Source organism: Verrucosispora sp. SN26_14.1, from assembly GCF_004307965.1.
GTDB lineage: Bacteria > Actinomycetota > Actinomycetes > Mycobacteriales > Micromonosporaceae > Micromonospora.
In genome coordinates this window covers 1-16,042 of the sequence record NZ_SISL01000101.1, presented here as the reverse complement: position 1 = coordinate 16,042, position 16,042 = coordinate 1, and the positions used below count along the sequence as shown (strand labels likewise).

At 71.3% G+C, this 16,042-nt stretch carries 16 protein-coding genes; all 16 read right to left on the bottom strand.

The annotated features are described in order from the left end of the window. Window positions 1–473 (bottom strand): EamA family transporter (locus EYA84_RS12255; protein WP_153227105.1); only part of this gene is annotated, 473 nt, incomplete at its 3' end. Window positions 474–542: 69 nt separating this feature from the next. Beyond that, the gene (gene cofC / locus EYA84_RS12250) at window positions 543–1,241 is read right to left on the bottom strand and encodes a 2-phospho-L-lactate guanylyltransferase (RefSeq protein WP_131053163.1); all 699 of its coding nucleotides are present in this window, start codon (window positions 1,239–1,241) and stop codon (window positions 543–545) included. Continuing rightward, on the bottom strand, window positions 1,238–2,068 hold the full coding sequence (locus EYA84_RS12245; protein ID WP_131053162.1) for a nitrilase-related carbon-nitrogen hydrolase: 831 nt from the start codon (window positions 2,066–2,068) through the stop codon (window positions 1,238–1,240). The genes cofC and EYA84_RS12245 overlap by 4 nt, the downstream gene beginning before the upstream one ends. A gap of 109 nt (window positions 2,069–2,177) precedes the next feature. Continuing rightward, entirely contained in the window at window positions 2,178–3,185 is a 1,008-nt protein-coding gene (locus EYA84_RS12240) for an LLM class flavin-dependent oxidoreductase (RefSeq protein WP_131053161.1), read from the bottom strand. 42 nt (window positions 3,186–3,227) lie between these two features. Next, a complete protein-coding gene (gene hydA, locus EYA84_RS12235) occupies window positions 3,228–4,643 on the bottom strand; it encodes a dihydropyrimidinase (RefSeq protein WP_131053160.1) in 1,416 nt (471 codons plus the stop codon). 47 nt (window positions 4,644–4,690) lie between these two features. Further along, the gene (locus EYA84_RS12230) at window positions 4,691–6,052 is read right to left on the bottom strand and encodes an aminotransferase class III-fold pyridoxal phosphate-dependent enzyme (protein ID WP_131053159.1); all 1,362 of its coding nucleotides are present in this window, start codon (window positions 6,050–6,052) and stop codon (window positions 4,691–4,693) included. 30 nt (window positions 6,053–6,082) lie between these two features. Further along, complete coding sequence (locus EYA84_RS12225) at window positions 6,083–6,646, bottom strand: amino acid synthesis family protein (RefSeq protein WP_199489138.1); 564 nt, start codon at window positions 6,644–6,646, stop codon at window positions 6,083–6,085. Window positions 6,647–6,775: 129 nt separating this feature from the next. Next, on the bottom strand, window positions 6,776–7,645 hold the full coding sequence (locus tag EYA84_RS12220; RefSeq protein ID WP_131053158.1) for a nitrilase family protein: 870 nt from the start codon (window positions 7,643–7,645) through the stop codon (window positions 6,776–6,778). Then, window positions 7,639–9,123 (bottom strand): NAD-dependent succinate-semialdehyde dehydrogenase, encoded by a 1,485-nt coding sequence (locus EYA84_RS12215; protein ID WP_131053157.1) that lies wholly within the window; start codon window positions 9,121–9,123, stop codon window positions 7,639–7,641. Before EYA84_RS12215 ends, EYA84_RS12220 begins: the two co-directional genes overlap by 7 nt. Before the next feature lie 58 nt (window positions 9,124–9,181). Further along, entirely contained in the window at window positions 9,182–9,973 is a 792-nt protein-coding gene (locus tag EYA84_RS12210) for an IclR family transcriptional regulator (protein ID WP_161594958.1), read from the bottom strand. Window positions 9,974–10,086: 113 nt separating this feature from the next. Beyond that, a complete protein-coding gene (locus tag EYA84_RS12205; RefSeq protein ID WP_201272375.1) occupies window positions 10,087–11,265 on the bottom strand; it encodes an ABC transporter substrate-binding protein in 1,179 nt (392 codons plus the stop codon). Window positions 11,266–11,285: 20 nt separating this feature from the next. Next, the gene (locus tag EYA84_RS12200) at window positions 11,286–12,107 is read right to left on the bottom strand and encodes an ABC transporter permease (RefSeq protein ID WP_131053155.1); all 822 of its coding nucleotides are present in this window, start codon (window positions 12,105–12,107) and stop codon (window positions 11,286–11,288) included. Next, window positions 12,104–12,880, bottom strand: coding sequence for an ABC transporter ATP-binding protein (locus EYA84_RS12195; RefSeq protein WP_394347563.1), 777 nt, complete (start codon window positions 12,878–12,880; stop codon window positions 12,104–12,106). Before EYA84_RS12195 ends, EYA84_RS12200 begins: the two co-directional genes overlap by 4 nt. Window positions 12,881–12,933: 53 nt before the next feature. After that, window positions 12,934–13,890: an ABC transporter permease gene (locus EYA84_RS12190; protein WP_131053153.1), complete on the bottom strand. Its 957-nt coding sequence runs from the start codon at window positions 13,888–13,890 to the stop codon at window positions 12,934–12,936. A 375-nt stretch (window positions 13,891–14,265) separates the two neighbouring features. Continuing rightward, complete coding sequence (locus EYA84_RS12185) at window positions 14,266–15,225, bottom strand: ECF transporter S component (RefSeq protein WP_236145725.1); 960 nt, start codon at window positions 15,223–15,225, stop codon at window positions 14,266–14,268. Next, the coding region (locus tag EYA84_RS12180) for an energy-coupling factor ABC transporter ATP-binding protein (protein WP_131053152.1) at window positions 15,222–16,042 on the bottom strand (821 nt) is incomplete at its 5' end. The genes EYA84_RS12185 and EYA84_RS12180, both read right to left, overlap by 4 nt.

Here is a 16,042-nt window from a genome sequence, read left to right as displayed (position 1 = left end):
GCCAGGCCGCGCGGCTGCGCCGCCAGCGGGTCGGGGAAGGCCAGCAGCCAGGCGCCGACGAGCGCGGGCACCGCGAAGAGCGGGAACCGGGGGCCGACCCGCTCCCCCAGCAGCAGCGCGGCCAGGACCAGGGCGAGCACCGGTTGGAGCTTCTGCAACACCTGTGGGGTGATCGGGTCGCCCAGCCGGAACGCGGCGGTGAAGAGCGTGGTGGCCAGCGCCGAGGAGCCGGCGCCGATCACCAGCACGGCCAGCTTCGTCCGCGCCGAGGACCGGGCCAGCGCGCGGACGGCCGGGATCACCCAGGGTGACACCAGCAGCACCAGCACGACGTGTTCGGCCAGCACCACGCTCAACGCGGGGAGTTCCCGGGCCAGCGGCTCCCGCAGCAGGCTGGAGAAACCCCAGAGGCTGGCGGCCACGGCGACCAGCCAGGTGCGATCGCCGGTGGCCCGGCTGGTGAGCGGGCGCATCGTGTTCCTCCGGTGGGGTGCCGACCTCGTGATCAGTGAATCATTCTCGACGTCCGGGCCGAGGTCACCTCAGGCCGGGTGCCGGATGCCGTGCGGATGGGCCCGACGAACGGGCCGGGTGCCGACGGGCGGGCCGACGGACGGTGGTGTCGCGGCCCACGCCCGGGTGCCGGCCCCGAGGTCACCGACCCGCAGGTCCAGCAGGTGGGCCACGGTGTCCACGTCCCGGCGCAGCCCCGGGGCGAGCACCGGCAGGTCGTGGTAGCCGTCGGCGAGGAAGCGGCGGCGCGAGCCGGGCCCGAGGTAGGGACGGAAGTCGGCGGCCTCGGTCAGTGCCAGCAGGGTGGTGCCGGTACCGTCGGCGTCCGACACGACCGCCCGTGGGTACGCTCCGGCCGCCGCCAGCGCCGCGTCGAACTCCGCCGGACGGGCCGCGGCGAGGTCGGCCATCACCACGGCCAGGCGCGCGTCGCCGTACGCCTCGCCGGCGAGCCGGAGCGCCGCCTGGACCTCCGCGTTCAGGTCCGGCGGGCCGACGCGGCCGGCGACCACGGCACCGCAGGCCAACGCCGTAGCGGTGACCTGCGGGTCGGTGGTGGCGACGACCACGGCGCGGACCCGCCGGGCCCGGGTCAGCCCACCGAGCACGTCGGTCAGCATCGCCCGGGCCAGCGCGGCACGGTCGGTGGCGGCCAGGCCGACACACCTGGTCTTGGCCGCCGCGAAGGACTTGGCGGGTACGACCACCACCCACGGACCCGGGGTCACGTCTCCGGCTCCATCCGGGTCAGCCGGCCGTACAGCTCGGGCCGGCGGTCGCGCAGGAACGGGCGGCGACGGCGGGACAGGTCCACCAGGTCCAGGTCGACCTCGGCCACCGCGATGTCGTCCCGGTCGTCGGCGGCCTGGGCGAGCACGTCGCCGTTGGGGCCGTAGACCGCGCTGAGGCCGAAGTACTCCTTGGTCCCCTCGGTGCCGACCCGGTTCGCGCAGATGACGAAGAGCCCGTTGAACACGGCGTGGGCGCGCAGCTCCAACTGGAACACCTCGCGCATCGGCGCGCTCGCCGAGGCGACCGGTACGCAGAGCACCGAGCCGCCGCGCAGGGCCACCACGCGGCTGAGTTCGGGGAAGTGCCGCTCGTAGCAGATGATGGTGCCGACCCCGGTCTCGCCGGTCTGCACCACGTCGGGCTCGGTGCCGCCCGGCTGGAAGTAGAACTTCTCCGGGAAGCCGTTGGAGAACGGCAGGTGCGACTTGCGGTACACCGACTTCAGCTCACCGTCGACGTAGGTGCAGGCCGTGTTGTGGTAGACGCCGGGGACCTGCCCCGCCTCGAAGATCGAGGAGACGACCGTCATCCGGTGCCGCTTCGACCGCTCGGCCGCCATCCGGTTCGAGGGACCGTCGAGTCCCTCGGCGTACCGGAAGTAGTCCAGGTCGGGTTCGGGCTGGACGAACGGCACCGCGAACAGTTCCGGCAGCAGCAGGATCCGGGTGCCCTGGTCGGCGGCGGCGTCGATCAGGTCGGCGGCGCGGCCGATCGTCTCGGTCCGGTCGTCGGTGGCGCGGAGTTGCAGGGCGGCGAGTTTCACGAGGGGACCTTTCCGACCACCGGGGCGACGCCGGTCAGAGCCGGCCCCGAACGGTCTGCTACCGCTGATGAGCGCTGATCAGGACTGCGGTCAGGGGTTCCGGCCCCGGTCATGCCTTTGCGGCCTGGGCCAGCCGGGTGAGGGTCTGCTCCTTGTCACCGAGCGTGGAGATGATCGGGCAGCGCACGCCGGCCTCCTGGTACGCCTGGAGCTTCTGGAAGGCGGCGTCGGTGGTGCCGCAAGCGGTGACGTTCTGCACCAGGCTGTTCGGGACCAGGTGCATCGCCCGCTTGATGTCCTCGGGCGTGGCGGGCCAGCCGGCGATCTCCTGCAACCGGTCGACGAGTTCCCGCTCCACCCCGCAGTGCTCGGCGATGTGCGGCTGCTGGCACAGATAGAGGGTGAGGAACGCCTTGCAGGCGTCGATGGCCTCCTGCGGGTCGTCGTCGTTGACGCTGCACGAGACGATCTGGGTCAGGTCGATGGCGTCGCGGCCGTCGGTCCGCTTGGCCAGGCCACGGCCGATCGCCTGCTTCGCACCCACCATGTACGACGGCGGCAGCAGGAAGTCCATGTGCACGCCGTCGCTGATCTCACCGGCGAGTTCGAGCATCCGGGGACCGACCGCGCCGATGTAGATCGGGATGTCCACCGGCTTGTTCTCCCGGTACATGCTGTCGAAGCGCACGTCCTGCATCTGGACGAACTCACCGTCGAAGTTGACGACCTCGTTGCGGAAGAACGTCTGGAGGACGGTGATGTACTCGCGCATCGACTTGAGCGGCTTGGACAGCGGCTGGCCGACCTTGGTCGCCAGCGGCTCCCACCAGGCGCCGATGCCCAGGATGGCCCGGCCCGGCGCGATCTCGTCCAGCGTCTTGAAGGTGACCGCCATCAGGGCCGCGTTGCGGCTCTTGTTGTTGACCACACCGGTGCCGATCTTCACGTTCCGCGTCTTGCTCGCGATGATCGCCGCCGGGACGATGCCGTCGCGGGCGAGTCGTCCCTCGGCGACCCAGACGGACTCGAACCCGTTCTGGTCGGCGAACTCGGCCTGCCAGTAGGTCTGTTCCAGGCTGAGTCGCTCACCGACGTGGATACCCAGGGGAAGTGTCATCTGTCCAGCTCCGCTCGTACGTGGTGCAGGGGATTCGGTGGGTCAGAGGAGACGCGGCGCGTCGCGGGTCAGGAAGGCGCCCCGGCCGGGGGTGTCGGTCCGCAGGCCGTCGGGGTCGACCAGGTGCTCGCCCCGGGAGAAGACGTGCACCGGTCGGCCGGTCACGCGCATGCCCTCGTAGATGTTGTAGTCGGTGCGCGTGTGCGAGCCCGCCGCCGTGATCACGTGGTCGGCGGCCGGGTCCCAGACCACCAGGTCGGCGTCCGCCCCGACCGCGACGACGCCCTTGCGGGGGAAGAGGCCGAACAGCTTGGCCGGGCGGGCGGCGACCAGGTCCACGAAGCGGCACGGGTCGATCACCCCGCTCACCACGCCGGACTGCCAGAGGACCATCAGCCGGTCCTCGACGCCGGGGACACCGTTGGGCACCTTGGGGAAGTAGCCGGGGCTGCGCAGCTTCTGCGGCGGCAGGTCGTCGGGTTGGTGCAGGCAGAAACCGGCGTGGTCGGTGGCGACGGTGGAGAGGGCACCGGTGGCGAGCATCCGCCAAAGGCCGTCCTGGTTGCTGCGTTCCCGGATCGGCGGGGAGCAGACGTACGCGGCGGCCCGCTCCCCCAGGTCGGCGTAGTCCTCGTAGGCCACCACGAGGTACTGCGGGCAGGTCTCGCCGTAGACCCGTGACCCGGCGGCCCGGGCCCGGCTGATCTCGTCGGCCGCCTCCGCGCTGGACACGTGCACCACGTACAGCGGTGTGCCGATGGTGTCGGCGAGCACGACCGCGCGGTGCACCGCCTCGGCCTCGGAGTCGTGCCCGTGCGCCCGCATGTGGAAGCTCTCGGCGGTCCGGCCGCTGTCCACCAGGCGCCGCACCTCGCGGGCCACCATGTGTCCGTTCTCGGCGTGCACCATCGGCAGCACGTCGAGGTCGCGGGCCAGCTCGAACCCGTCGAGCAGCTCGTCGTCGTCGACCATCTGGCCCGGGTAGGCCATGAAGAACTTCCAGCTCGTCGCGCCCTCGCCGACCAGCCGGCGCAGGTCGTCGAGGACGTCCGGCTGGGCGGCGCGGGGCGGGACGATGGCGTGCAGGCCGACGTCCACCACGGCCTTGGCCGCCGCCGTGTCCCGCCGCCGCAGGTACGTGTCGTACAGCGTCCGGTCGGGTTCCTTCTTGACGAAGTCGATGACCGTGGTGGTGCCGCCGCACGCCGCCGCGACCGTGCCGCTGTGGAAGTCGTCGGCGGTGTGGGTGCTGAAGCCGTCGACCGGGTACTCCAGGTGGGTGTGCGCGTCGATGCCACCGGGCATGACCAGCTTGCCCGTCGCGTCCACCACGTGGTCGGCGGTCCAGTCCGTCCCGGTGCCGAGGGCGACGATCCGGCCGTCGCGTACCAGCACGTCGGCGCGGATCGCGGCGTCGGCGTTGACGACCGTGCCGTTGGTGATCAGCGTCGTCGGCATCGTGCCTCTCCTCTCCCCGGCGGGTCCGTCACCCGCCGGGCCATGGCTCAGTTCTGGTAGTGCTCGTCGGCGAGGTCGAGCACCTCGTCGAGGACGCCGAGCGCCAGGTCGATCTCGTCGGCGGTGATGACCAGGGGCGGGGTCAGCCGCAGGACGTTGAAGTTGGCGGTCAGGTAGACGCCCCGCTGCATCGCGGCCTTGAGCAGCCGGCCGACCGGTGCGGCGGCCGGTCCCTTGGCGTTGAAGGGCACGAGCGGTTCGCGGGTGTCGCGGTCGCGGACCAGTTCCACGCCGTAGAACAGCCCCCGGCCCCGGATCTCGCCGATGCTCGGGTGGCGTTCCGCCAGCGTGGCCAGACCGGCACCGAGCCGCTCCCCCATCGCCCGCGCGTTGCCCACCACGTCCTCGTCCTGCATGATCCGCAGGGAGGCCACGCCGGAGGCGCAGGCGAGCGGGTGCCCGGCGTACGTCAGGCCGCCCCAGAACATGTTGTCGCGCAGCCACTCGGAGATCCGGGTGGAGACCGTCATCGCGCCGAGCGGCACGTACCCGGAGTTCAGCCCCTTGGCGGTGGTGAGGATGTCCGGCACGACGTCCCAGTGGTCGCAGGCGAACCACTCGCCGGTACGCCCGAATCCCGCCATCACCTCGTCGAAGATGAGCAGGATGCCGTACCGGTCGCAGACCTCGCGCAGCGAGCGCAGGTAGCCGTCCGGCGGGTAGAGCAGCCCGTTCGTGCCGGTGACCGGCTCGACGATCACGGCGGCGACGGTCTCCGGGTTCTCGTACCGGAGGATCTCCTCCAGGTGCGGCCCGCCGGAGCAGACCGGGCACGGGTCGGGGTGCCCGGCCGGGCAGCGGTAGGTGTACGGGTCGAGCATCCGCACCACGCCGCTCATCCCCGGCTCGGCCGCCCAGCGGCGCGGGTCGCCGGTCAGCGACATCGCGCCCGCCGTGGCGCCGTGGTACGAGCGGTACCGCGCGATGACCTTCTGCCGGCCGGTGACGTGCCGGGCCAGCCGGACGGCGTTCTCGTTGGCCGCCGCGCCGCCGGTGGTGAAGAAGCTCATCTTGAGGTCACCGGGGGTGATGCCGGCCATCATCTCGGCCAGTTCCGCCCGGGACCGTTCGGCGAAGCCGGGTCCGATGTAGCAGAGCTGTTCGGCCTGGGCGCGGATCGCCTCGACCAGTCGGGGGTGCTGGTGGCCCAGGTTCAGGTTGACCAGTTGGGACTGGAAGTCGAGGTAGCGGCGGCCGTCGTAGTCCCAGAACCACGAACCGGATCCGCCGGCCACGGGGATGGGGTCGAGCTTGCCCTGCACCGACCAGGAGTGGATGACGTACTCCTTGTCGGTCTCCTTGAGCCGCTCGCTGGTCCAGGTGGTGGTGTCGGTGTCGGTGATGGTCATCGGCTGGCTCCGTCCCGTCGAGCGCTTGCGTCAGTTGCTCTTGAGCTCGGCGCCGAAGGCGGCGAGGCGGGCCAGCGGGCGTCCGGTGTTCGACGCGGCGCAGACCACGAGGATCTCCCGGGGCCGGGGCACGTCGGCCACCTGGAGGGTCACCGTCTGGTGGTGGGACCGGGTCTTCGAGTCCAGCTTGTGCTTGAGCGGGATGTCGATCGGGCTGCCGGGTACGCCGACCTTCTCGGCGGCGGGCAGCAGCTCGGTGCCACCGGCGGCCGTCCGGAAGACGTTGCCGAAGCGCAGGTTGTGGATCAGCGCCGAGCCGTGCTCGACCTCGCCGTCGATGCCGACGAGCGCGGCCTTGCCGAACGCCTCGACCTCGGCCCCGAGCAGTTCCACGCAGGCGGGGCCGACCAGCTCGCCGATCTCCTGGCCGATCTCGTCGGCCAGGGTGACCAGGTCCTGCACGTACTCGCTGGGGTAGGGATTCTCGATGACCACGCCGGCGAAGGCGACCCGGTGCACCGGCTGCACCGCTCTGCCGTTCTCCAGCCGCGTCTCTTCGAGGTGACGGATCAGCTTGCGAACCCGGATGCTCACGATCACTCCTTAGTGGTTCATTGGATGAACCATTGGTTCATATCCTGGCGTTGCCGAGGGTGCGAGTCAATAGCCCCCAGGGACGTATCCGGCTATCCGGCGAGGTTCATCTCTCGCCGTCCACGCAGGTCAGCGCGGTGACGGCAGCACTGCGGGCAGAGCCGGTCCGTCGGTCACATAGAGATCGGTCCGCCGGTCGGCGAGCGGTTGGTTGAACGGGTTGTGCAGCCGTTGCGCCCGCGTACCGATCAGGTCCACCTCGGCCAGCACGAGTTCCTCACGGTCCCCGCTGGCCGGGCCGGCGATCGGCCAGCCGTCCGGTCCGACCAGGACCGACCGGCCGATGAAGGGTTGACCGCGTTCCGCCCCGATCCGGCTGATCCCGGCGACGTAGCACTGGTTGGAGTGCGCGCCGGTCATGCACATCAGGTTCGCCATCGCCGGTGCCGCCCTCGGCTGTCCCGGCACCGGCACCCAGTTCGACGGCAGCACCACCAGGTCGGCCCCCTGCACCGCGGCGCTGCGGAACGTCTCGGGGAACCAGGCGTCGTAACAGATCCCGATGCCGATCCGGCCCAGTGGCGTGTCGAAGACCGGGAAGCCGTCGACGTTGCGGTCGTAGATGTCCTTCTCGTCGTTCCACAGGTGGGCCTTGCGGAACGTGCCGAGGTGCCCGGTCGGACCGATCAGCACCGCCGAGTTGAAGACCGCGTCGCCGTCGCGCTCGGTCACCCCACCCACGATCCACACGTCCAGTTCGGCGGCGAGCCGCTCCCACGCGGTGACCGTCGGCCCGTCCGGCACCGGCTGGGCGTACCGGGTGGCCTCCGCCCGGTCGGCGAAGACGTACCCCGCCGAGGCCGCCTCGGGCAACACCACGAGTCGGGCTCCCCGCTCGGCCGCCGCCCGGATCCAGGCGGACGTGCCGGCGACGTTCGCCGCGACGTCACCGAAGACCGGGGCCATCTGCACCCCGGCGAGCAGGAAGCGGGTCACCATGGTGCCCGCACCGCCGCGTACTTGACGGTGAGGTACTCGTCGATGCCGACCGTCCCGCCCTCGCGCCCCAGACCGGACTGCTTGACGCCGCCGAACGGAGCCGCCGGGTTGGAGATGACGCCCTGGTTGAGGCCCACCATCCCGCTCTCCAGCCGCTCGGTCACCCGCAGACCACGGCCCAGGTTCTCGGTGAAGACGTACGCGGCCAGACCGTACTCGGAGGCGTTGGCCAGGCCGACCGCCTCGTCCTCGTCGTCGAAGGCCACCACCGGGGCGACCGGGCCGAAGATCTCCTCGCGGATGCACCGGGCGTCGTCCGGCACACCGGAGAGCACGGTCGGCGCGAAGAAGTGCCCCGCTCCCTCGACCGGCCCGCCACCGGTGACGACCGCCGCACCGGCCTGCGTGGCGTCGGCGACCAGCTCGGCGACCGAGGTCACCGCGACGCCGTCGATGAGCGGCCCGACGTCGGTCGACGGGTCCAGCCCGTGCCCGACCCGCAGCCCGCCGAGCCGCTCGGCGAGCGCCTCGACGAAGCGCGACGCCACCGAGCGGTGCACATAGAACCGGTTCGCGGCGGTGCACGCCTCACCGACGTTGCGCATCTTGGCCTGGACCGCCCCCTCGACGGCCAGGTCGAGGTCGGCGTCGGCGAAGACCAGGAACGGCGCGTTCCCGCCCAGTTCCATCGAGGTCCGCAGCACCCGGTCGGCGGACTGGGCCAGCAGGGTCCGGCCGACCGGGGTCGAACCGGTGAACGACAGCTTGCGCAGCCGCTCGTCGGTGAGCAGGGCCGAGGTGACCCGGCCGGACTGCGAGGTGGTGATCACGTTGACCACGCCCCGGGGCAGGCCGGCCTCCTCCAGGATCCGCACCAGCGCCAGCATGGACAGCGGGGTCTGCTTGGCCGGCTTGACCACGACGGTGCACCCGGCCGCCAGGGCGGGACCGATCTTGCGGGTGCCCATCGCCATCGGGAAGTTCCACGGGGTCACCAGCAGGCAGGGGCCGACCGGTTGGCGCATCACCACGACCCGCGAGTTGCCGCCCGGCGCCGGCAGGTAGCCGCCGTCGATGCGGACCGCCTCCTCGGCGAACCAGCGCAGGAACTCGGCGGCGTAGCTCACCTCGGCCTGGGACTCGGCGAACGCCTTGCCCATCTCCAGGGTCATCATCCGGGCCAGGTCGTCACGGCGCTCGATGATCAGGTCGAACGCCCGGCGCAACACCTCGCCCCGTTCCCGGGGCGGGGTCGCGGCCCACCCGGCCTGGGCCCGGGCTGCGGCGGCCAACGCGTCCCGCCCGTCCTCGACCGAGGCGTCCGCCACCTCGGCGACGGTCGTGCCGGTCGCCGGGTCCTCCACGGGCAGGACGGCACCGTCCCGACCCGCGCGCCACTCGCCGTCGACGTACAGCCCCTTGGGGGTCTTGTCGACCACCGTCAGTGCCGCCGCCAACACCTCGGCTGGTACGGCCATTGTCTCCTCCTTCACCGCACACCTCGCCGTGGACGAGCCGGTGCGGTCGGCGGGTGCCCTAGCGTCTGGCGAAGGCACTCGGAATGTCGATGTCTGCGTTACTGAGCAGGTCGGTGAGCTGCCGGGCGGCCTTGATCACCGACTCCGCCATGGTGTCGATGCGCTCGCGGGTGATCCGGTACGTCGGCCCGCCGATCCAGACCGCGTACGGCGTGTTGCCGCGCAGCCGCACCGGTGCCGCGACCGACGCCGCCCCGACCTCAAGTTCGTCGTACGCGAAGGCGAATCCGCGCTCCCGGACCGCGTCCAACGAGGCCACGAAGGACTCCAGGTCGCCCACCTCCGGCGGGGCGTGCTCGGCGAACTCCTCGGTGAAGTCCTCCCACACCGACTCCGCGCTCAGCGCCGCCAGCAGCACCTTGCCGGTGGAGGTGGCCCAGACCGGCTGGGTACGGGGTACCGGCTTGAGCGTCTGCCCGATCAGCGACGGACCCGGCACCTGCGCCACGACCATCACCTGTGGTGGCAGCAGCACGTCGAAGCCGGCGGTCTCCCGGGTCTCCTCGGCGAGGTTGCGCAGCACCTCGCGCATGTGGCCGTAGGCGCCACCGCCGTCGAGCAGTCCGCCCACGATGGAGAGCAGACCGAGGGACACCCGGTAACGACGGGTGATCGGATCCAGGGTGAGCCAGCTCTCCCGCTCCAGCACGGTGAGCACCCGATAGCAGGTGGCCTTCGGGATACCCGCCTCGCGGGCGACCTCGCTGAGCCCGACACCTTCCGGGTGCGCCGCCACCGCCCGCAGGAGCCAGATCGTGCGTCGCACCAGGCCCGCCTCACTGGGCGCCATCGCTACCTCCATCAATTGCCGTCAGCCGTGAGATACGGCCCACATCTTGGCAGAAGCCATCGGCTGCGGCCGGGTGCCGAACGGCGGGAGCCGCGCGGCACCCGGCCGCTCGCCTACCTGCCGCCTTCGGTGATCGTCACGGTCTCCGGCGTGTAGGAGTTCCCGTTGGCGTCGAAGCCGTCGGCGTTCAGTTCGTCGTTGGCGCGCTTCGACAGGTCGGTGCGGAACGCGTCGGAGTCCGGCACGCCCTTGAGCACCCCGCCGCCCATCGCGATCTTGATCGTCTGGTCCCAGGCCGCCTGGTCCATCATCCCGACGCCGTTGGCGGCCGGCCAGATCAGCTTGTTGATCTCGTTGAGCATCCAGGTCTGGTGTCCCTTGCCCAGCGCGCTACCGGCGTTGAGCACGATGTCCACACAGTCGTCCAGCTCGTCGCGGCAGAAGCCCCAGCCCCGGTAGGACGCCTTGAGGAACTTCACCGCCGTGTCCTGGTTGACCTGCTCCTTGAGCCAGTCACCCCGGGCGTAGACGCCGTCCTCAAGGCTGGTGTAGCCGGCGTCCTGGAGGTTGATCACGGAGAAGTCCGACGGCTGGTACAGCTCGCCGGTGTCCGGGTTCTTGGTCTCCAGCAACTGGGCGTACTCGTTGTAGGTCTTGGCCTGGGCGGCGTCGACCTCCTTACGCAGCAGCAGCGACATGTCGAACGGCTGCTGGATGATCTCGGCGTCCTTGGTCGGGTCGACACCGGCGTCCTTCATCGCGGCGAAGAGCACCAGCTCGTTGCCGTAACCCCAGCTGCCGACCTTCTTACCCTTGAGGTCGGTCAGCTCCTTGATGCCGGAGTCGGCCCAGGCGACCTGGAGGTACGCGCCGCGCTGGAACACCTGGCCGATGTTGACCAGGTCCGCGCCCTGTTCCCGGGTGACCATCGTCTTGGTGACGTGGCTGACCGCGAACTCGGCGTTGCCGGCGGAGAGCACCTGCTGGGGGACGATGTTGACGCCGCCCTCCTGGATGGTGACGTCGAGGCACTCCTCGGCGTAGTACCCCTTCTCCTTCGCCGCGTAGTAGCCGGCGAACTGGGCCTGGGCGACCCACTGGAGCACCACCCGGACCTTGGTGGTCGACTCGCAGTTCTTGGCGGCCTCGGCCGCGGACTCGCTCGGGCCGTCGGACATGCCGCCGCAGGCCGAGGCGGCGAGCAGGACGGCGGCGAGGCTGGCGGCGATCGTGATCGGGCGGTTCCTCCGCGAGGTCCGCCGTAGGTGCAGGGCCATATCTGACTCCAACATTTCGTGGGGGATCCGGGCTCTTAGGAGTCGCTGTCGTGCAGGGACTCGTGCCAGGGCATCAGGAGGCGTTCCAGCAGGGACGTGGCACCGAACAGCAGCAGACCGAGGGCACTGGCCACGGCGATCCCGGCCCAGGCGTACTCGAAGCGGGGCAGGGCCGCCTGGTAGGCGATGTACACCCCGAGCGCGTTGCTCGGTCCACCGAAGTACTCGGTCACGATCACGCCGATCACGGCGAGCGTGCTGCCGAGTTTGAGCGCGTTGAACAGGTACGGCAACGCGTTGGGCAGCCGCAGCATGAGCGCCACCTGTCGTGGCTGTGCCGCGAGCGACTGCATGATCTCCAGGTGCAGGGGTGAGACCTGGAGGAGTCCCCTGGTGGTGTTGACCAGGACCGGGAAGAAGACCATCACCGCGGCCACGCCCGCCTTGGACATCGGGTTGGTGACCCCGAACCAGTTGTTGAAGATCGGTGCGAGGGCCACGATCGGGGCGCAGTTGATGATGACGGCGGCGGTCAGCACCGGGCCGGACACGCCCGGGAAGCGGCTGAGCGCCAGCGACACCGTGACCCCGGCGACCGCGCCGAGGAAGAGACCGAGGAGTACCGCCCGCACGGTGACCACCGAGGCCGACATGATCGTGCCGAACTCGGAGCGGAACGCGGACGAGATCTCCACCGGCGCCGGCACGATGAACGACGGGACGTCGAAGACCGTGACGACCAACTGCCATGAGCCGAGGATCACCACCGCCGTGAGCACGACCGGCAGGAAGCGGCCGAGGGCCGTCCGCACCGCGGCGGCGGGCGGGGTGGTCCGCGCGAGAGGCGTGGCGCTCATCGGGCCGCCTGCTCGGCCGGGGCGCCGTGCAGCGCCGCGCGCACCTCGGTCACCTTGGCGAAGAACGCGTCGGTGGTCCGGGTCGCCGCGGTCCGTGGGTACGGCAGGTCGACGTCGATGCTGGCGGCGATGCGGCCGGGCCGGGCGGACATCACGACGATCCGCGAGGAGAGGAAGACCGCCTCGGAGATGCTGTGCGTCACGAAGACGACCGTGGTTTGGGTGTCCGACCAGATCCGGAGCAGTTCGCCCTGCAGGCGTTCGCGGTTCATCTCGTCGAGCGCGCCCAGCGGCTCGTCCATGAACAGGATCTCCGGGTCCGCCGAGAGCGCGCGGGCGATCGCCACCCGCTGCTGCATGCCGCCGGAGAGCTGCCAGGGGAAGTGGCGGGAGAAGTCGGTGAGCCGGACCAGTTCCAGCATCTCGTGGGCCTTGGCCCGCCGGGTCGACTTGTCCACTCCGGCCACCTGCAACGGCAGTTCGACGTTGCGCTGCACGGTCCGCCACTCGAAGAGTCCGGCCTGCTGGAAGACCATGCCGTAGTCCCGGTCCAACCGGGACGCGGCCGGCGTCTTGCCGTTGAGCGACACCGTGCCGCTGGTCGGCTCGGTGAGGTCGGCCAGGATCCGCAGCAGCGTGCTCTTGCCGCAACCGCTGGGACCCAGCAGGGACACGAACTCGCCCCGCTCGATCGACAGGTCGATGTCCTCAAGCGCCGTCACCGTGCGGTCTCCGCCGGTGAACTGCTTGGTGACTCCTCGCACGGAAATGATCGCGGCCTCGGACATCAGCTTCTCTCCAGGAGTTGTGGAGGCGGACGGGGTGGTCACCGGGTCTGCCGGTTCCGGAGCGCCACGCGCTCGATGAGTGCCAGGGACTGCACGAAGACGATGCCGGCCGCCGCCGCGACCAGGACGGCCGCGTACAACTTCTCGGGGCCGTTGGAGTAGTAGTAGGCGAAGGTGAGGATGGCCCGGCCGATGCCCCGGCCGGTGCCTGCGGAGAGCTCGCCGACGATCGCGCCGACCACGCTCGCGGTCGCCGCGAGGCGCAGGCCGGCGAAGACGAAGGGCAGCGCCGCGGGCATCCGCAGCCACCCGAGTACCTGCCAACGGCCGGCACCGACGCTGCGCATGAACTCCAGTTGGACCTTCGGCGGCGACTTGAGGCCGCGCAGGGTGTTGATGGTGACCGGGAAGAACGCGAGGTAGGCGGCGATGCCGGTGACCGCCACCCAGGGGGGTGCGCCGGCCTTGCCGCCCCAGATCACGATCATCGGTGCGATGGCCACCAGGGGGACCGTCTGCGACGCCACCAGCCAAGGCATCAGCCCCTTGCTCAGCGGCACCACGTTCAGGAAGAGGACGGCGAGCAGCAGTCCGAGCGACGCGCCGGCCACCAGGCCGTAGAACGCCTCGCGCAACGTCACGCTGGTCTCGCCGAGCAGATAGACGCCGAGTGTGGTCGCGTCGCCGCGCCGGGCCGGTTCGACGAGTGCGCCGAGGATCGTCCACACGTGCGGCATCGACAGGTCGTCGGTGGCGACGGGGAAGGCGATCCGGGTGCCGGGCACGACGTCGCCGACGGCCCGGCCCACCGCCTTGTACCCCTCCCACAGGCCGGCGAGCGCCGCCACCACGAGGACGGCACCGACGGCATCGCGACCGCGTCTGCTCGCGGCGGCCAGTCGGGCGGATCGGCGGCGTGGTGTCGGCGGGTCCACCTGCCCGGCGGGTCCGCCCTGGGCGGCCACCGCGGCGGTGGTCGTTCTTGTCACGGTCATGCAGGCACTCTCCGAATCCCTCGGAAGCGTCGTCTGGCGTGGGATCCGCCGGGCTTCCCCCGGCCCGGATCGGATCACTGAGTGAACTGGTGGTTCACCATAGGAGCGTGAGCGAGGCCACGTCAACGGTTCTGAGCCGTCCTCAGATCACGATTTACGACCTCGTAACCCACGCTCACCTGCGGATACCGCAATCCGGGCAGACGTCCACCACTCGTCGCCACACTCCGCGACAGATCAGGCACTACACGTGTCGGCGGCCCCTGACGAGGCCGTGCACCGGGCGTGGCGACGGGGGTCAGGACAGCGCGGAACCCCTTGTGTCGGCCGCCGACCGCGTCCGGGCAAACCCGTCCGCCGACCGGGCACCCCGGCTCATCGTTCGGGTGGCGTACCGCCCCCGGTTCGTCCCGGCAGGGCGGTCGGCACCGCGTCGGGCCCGACACCGTGCCCGCCGACGGGCGCACCCGACGCGGAGTCGACCGTCGCAGTGGCCGTCCCGGAGTCGACCGTCGGCGTACCCGACGCCGGGCCGACCGTCGGCGCGGCGAAGGCCACCGGGGCGTCGAACGCGGCCCGGCGGGCGGCCCGGCGCAACGCGGCCAGGACCGCCGGACCGACCAGGACGATCGCGACGGCGGTGGTGACCGCCCGGCCGGTGTCCCAACCGAAGGTGGAGGTGACGGCGGTGAAGACCGCGAAGCGGTGCAGGTTCTCCAGCACCGGCGCACCGGCGACGTACGAGAGCTGGGTGTCCGCGCCGACGCTGAACGGCCAGAACCAGAGGTTCATCAGCAGCCCGTACGCGTAGGCGGCGACCGCTCCGTACCCGGCCAGCACGGCGATCTCGGCCCGCCCCCGCAGCCGGGACGGCAGCAGCCCCGCGCCGAGCCCCAGCCAGGCGGCGGCCAGCATCTGGAACGGCAGCCAGGGTCCGACCCCGGCGGTGAGCAGCGCGGAGGCGAACAACGAGATGGCGCCCAGCAGGAAGCCAAAACCGGGCCCGAACACCCGACCGGCCAGCACCAGCAGGAAGAACACCGTCTCGATCCCGGCGGTGCCGGCGCCGAGCGGGCGGAGCGCGGCGTTGACGGCGGCGAGCACGCCGAGCATCGCCAGGGCCTTGCTGTCGATGCCGCCGGAGCTGAGTTCGGCCAGGACGAGGGCGAGCAGGACCGGCAGGACGACGATGAAGACCAGCGGCGCCTCCGTGGTCCGCGCCGTCGCCTCCGGCTGCGCGGGCACGAAGAACGGCCAGGTGAAGGTGGCGAACGCGGCGACGGAGGCCAGGGTCAGGATGACGGCCGTACGCGGGGCGACCCGCAGCACGCTCACCGCGCCGACCCGGATCGGGCCAGTGCCGTGGTGACCTGGTCGACTGTCAGCCAGGGCTGCGGGGCCAGGACCTTGGCGACCTGGGGCGCGAACGCCGGTGAGGCGAGCATGACCTCGGCGGCGGTGCCGTCGGCGACGATCTCGCCCTGGGCCATCACCACCACCCGGTCGGCGAGGCTGGCGACGAGTTCCACGTCGTGGGTGGCGACGACGACCGCCCGACCCTGCGCGGCCAGCCGCCGGACCACGGTGGCGAACTGCCGTTTGGCCCGGTAGTCCAGTCCCCGGGTGGGCTCGTCGAGCAGGACCACCGGCGGGGCGGCGGTGAGCTGGACCGCGAGCGCGAGGGCCAGCCGCCGTCCCTCCGACAGGTCCCGTGGGTGCCGGTCGGCGGGCAGTCCGGGGGTGAGGTGGTCCAGCAACGCCCGGCACGTGCCGGCGGGCATCTCGGACTCCCGATCGGCCTGGGCGCACTCGGCGTCCACCGTCTCCAGATAGAGCAGGTCGCCGGGGGTCTGCGGGACCAGACCGACCCGGCGGCGGGCCAGCGCGGCGGGCAGCGTCTTCGGGTCTGTGTCGCCGTCCGGGCCGGGCACGGTCACCGTGCCGCCCTGTCGGGGGCCGCTACCCTGCACCGCCCAGAGCAGGCTCGACTTCCCGGAGCCGTTGCGGCCCATCAGGGCGACGACCTGGCCCGGGTGCAGGTCGAGGTCGACACCGCGCACCGCCACCGTGCCCGGGTAGCGCACCACCACACCCCGCGCGGCCAGCGCCGGTACGCCCTCCGGTGCCGGTGCCGGTGCCGGTGCCGCCGGTG

Excerpts from the sequence above, each read along its gene's own strand:
- EYA84_RS12240 (WP_131053161.1), bottom strand. The coding sequence starts at position 3,185 with ATGACACTTCCCCTGGGTATCCACGTCGGTGAGCGACTCAGCCTGGAA.
- hydA (WP_131053160.1), bottom strand. The coding sequence starts at position 4,643 with ATGCCGACGACGCTGATCACCAACGGCACGGTCGTCAACGCCGACGCC.
- EYA84_RS12230 (WP_131053159.1), bottom strand. The coding sequence starts at position 6,052 with ATGACCATCACCGACACCGACACCACCACCTGGACCAGCGAGCGGCTC.
- EYA84_RS12220 (WP_131053158.1), bottom strand. The coding sequence starts at position 7,645 with ATGGTGACCCGCTTCCTGCTCGCCGGGGTGCAGATGGCCCCGGTCTTC.
- EYA84_RS12215 (WP_131053157.1), bottom strand. The coding sequence starts at position 9,123 with ATGGCCGTACCAGCCGAGGTGTTGGCGGCGGCACTGACGGTGGTCGAC.
- EYA84_RS12210 (WP_161594958.1), bottom strand. The coding sequence starts at position 9,973 with ATGGCGCCCAGTGAGGCGGGCCTGGTGCGACGCACGATCTGGCTCCTG.
- EYA84_RS12205 (WP_201272375.1), bottom strand. The coding sequence starts at position 11,265 with ATGTTGGAGTCAGATATGGCCCTGCACCTACGGCGGACCTCGCGGAGG.
- EYA84_RS12200 (WP_131053155.1), bottom strand. The coding sequence starts at position 12,107 with ATGAGCGCCACGCCTCTCGCGCGGACCACCCCGCCCGCCGCCGCGGTG.
- EYA84_RS12190 (WP_131053153.1), bottom strand. The coding sequence starts at position 13,890 with ATGACCGTGACAAGAACGACCACCGCCGCGGTGGCCGCCCAGGGCGGA.